Genomic DNA, 1,142 nt, shown 5'->3' with positions numbered 1-1,142 from the left:
GTCGACCTCGACCGCCTGATGCAGGACATGCCCGAGATCACCGACCTGCTCGACACCCAGGACGGCGCGCCGGTGATTCGTATGATCAACGCCTTGCTCACCCAGGCCGCGCGGGACGAGGCCAGTGATATTCACATTGAGCCGTATGAAACCCACTCCGTGGTGCGTTACCGCGTCGACGGCACCCTGCGTGACGTGGTGTCGCCGCGCAAGGCGTTGCATGGCGCGCTGGTGTCGCGGATCAAGATCATGGCCCAGCTCGACATCGCCGAAAAACGCCTGCCCCAGGACGGCCGCATCGCCCTGCGCGTGGCCGGGCGGCCGATTGATATTCGTGTGTCGACGGTGCCCACCGGGCATGGCGAGCGCGTGGTGATGCGCTTGCTCGACAAGCAGGCCGGGCGTTTGCAGCTGGAGACCCTGGGCATGGAGCCGCAGTTGCTGGCGCGCCTCGACACCTTGATTCGCCAGCCCCATGGCATCGTGCTGGTCACCGGGCCCACGGGCAGCGGCAAGACCACCAGCCTGTACGCGGCGCTCGCTCGGTTGGATGCGAGCACCAGCAATATCCTCACCGTGGAAGACCCGGTGGAATACGACCTGCCGGGCATCAGCCAGATCCAGGTCAACGCCAAGATCGACATGACCTTCGGCCTGGCGCTGCGGGCGATCCTGCGCCAGGACCCGGACATCATCATGATCGGTGAAATCCGCGACCTGGAGACCGCGCAAATCGCGGTACAGGCCTCGCTCACCGGGCATTTGGTACTTGCTACATTGCACACCAACGATGCGGTGTCGGCGGTCAACCGCCTGATCGATATGGGCGTCGAACCGTTCCTGTTGGCCTCGTCGTTATTGGGTGTCCTGGCGCAACGCCTGGTACGCCGCCTGTGCCCGCATTGCAAACAGGAAGACCCGGCCGCGCCCGGCACCTGGCGCCCGGTGGGCTGCGCGCAGTGCAATCAGATCGGTTACAGCGGGCGGACCGGGATCCATGAATTGTTTTGCGTCGACGACGAGGTGCGCAGCCTGATCCACCAGGGAGCGGGCGAGCAGGATCTGCGCGTGGCGGCGCGCCGTGCGGGGATGTTCAGCATGCGTGAAGACGGCGAGCGCTGGGTACGCAGCGGCGCCACCGC

1 protein-coding gene is annotated in these 1,142 nt (G+C 65.8%); it reads left to right on the top strand.

The annotated features are described in order from the left end of the window. Window positions 1–1,142: type II secretion system ATPase GspE (gene gspE / locus J1G35_RS30575; RefSeq protein WP_223016868.1), on the top strand; the 1,142-nt coding region annotated here is incomplete at both ends.

Source organism: Pseudomonas sp. SH10-3B, assembly GCF_019891415.1.
Lineage (GTDB): Bacteria > Pseudomonadota > Gammaproteobacteria > Pseudomonadales > Pseudomonadaceae > Aquipseudomonas.
Note: the sequence above shows the minus strand (reverse complement) of the source record. Positions and strands in the feature narration are given on the sequence as shown.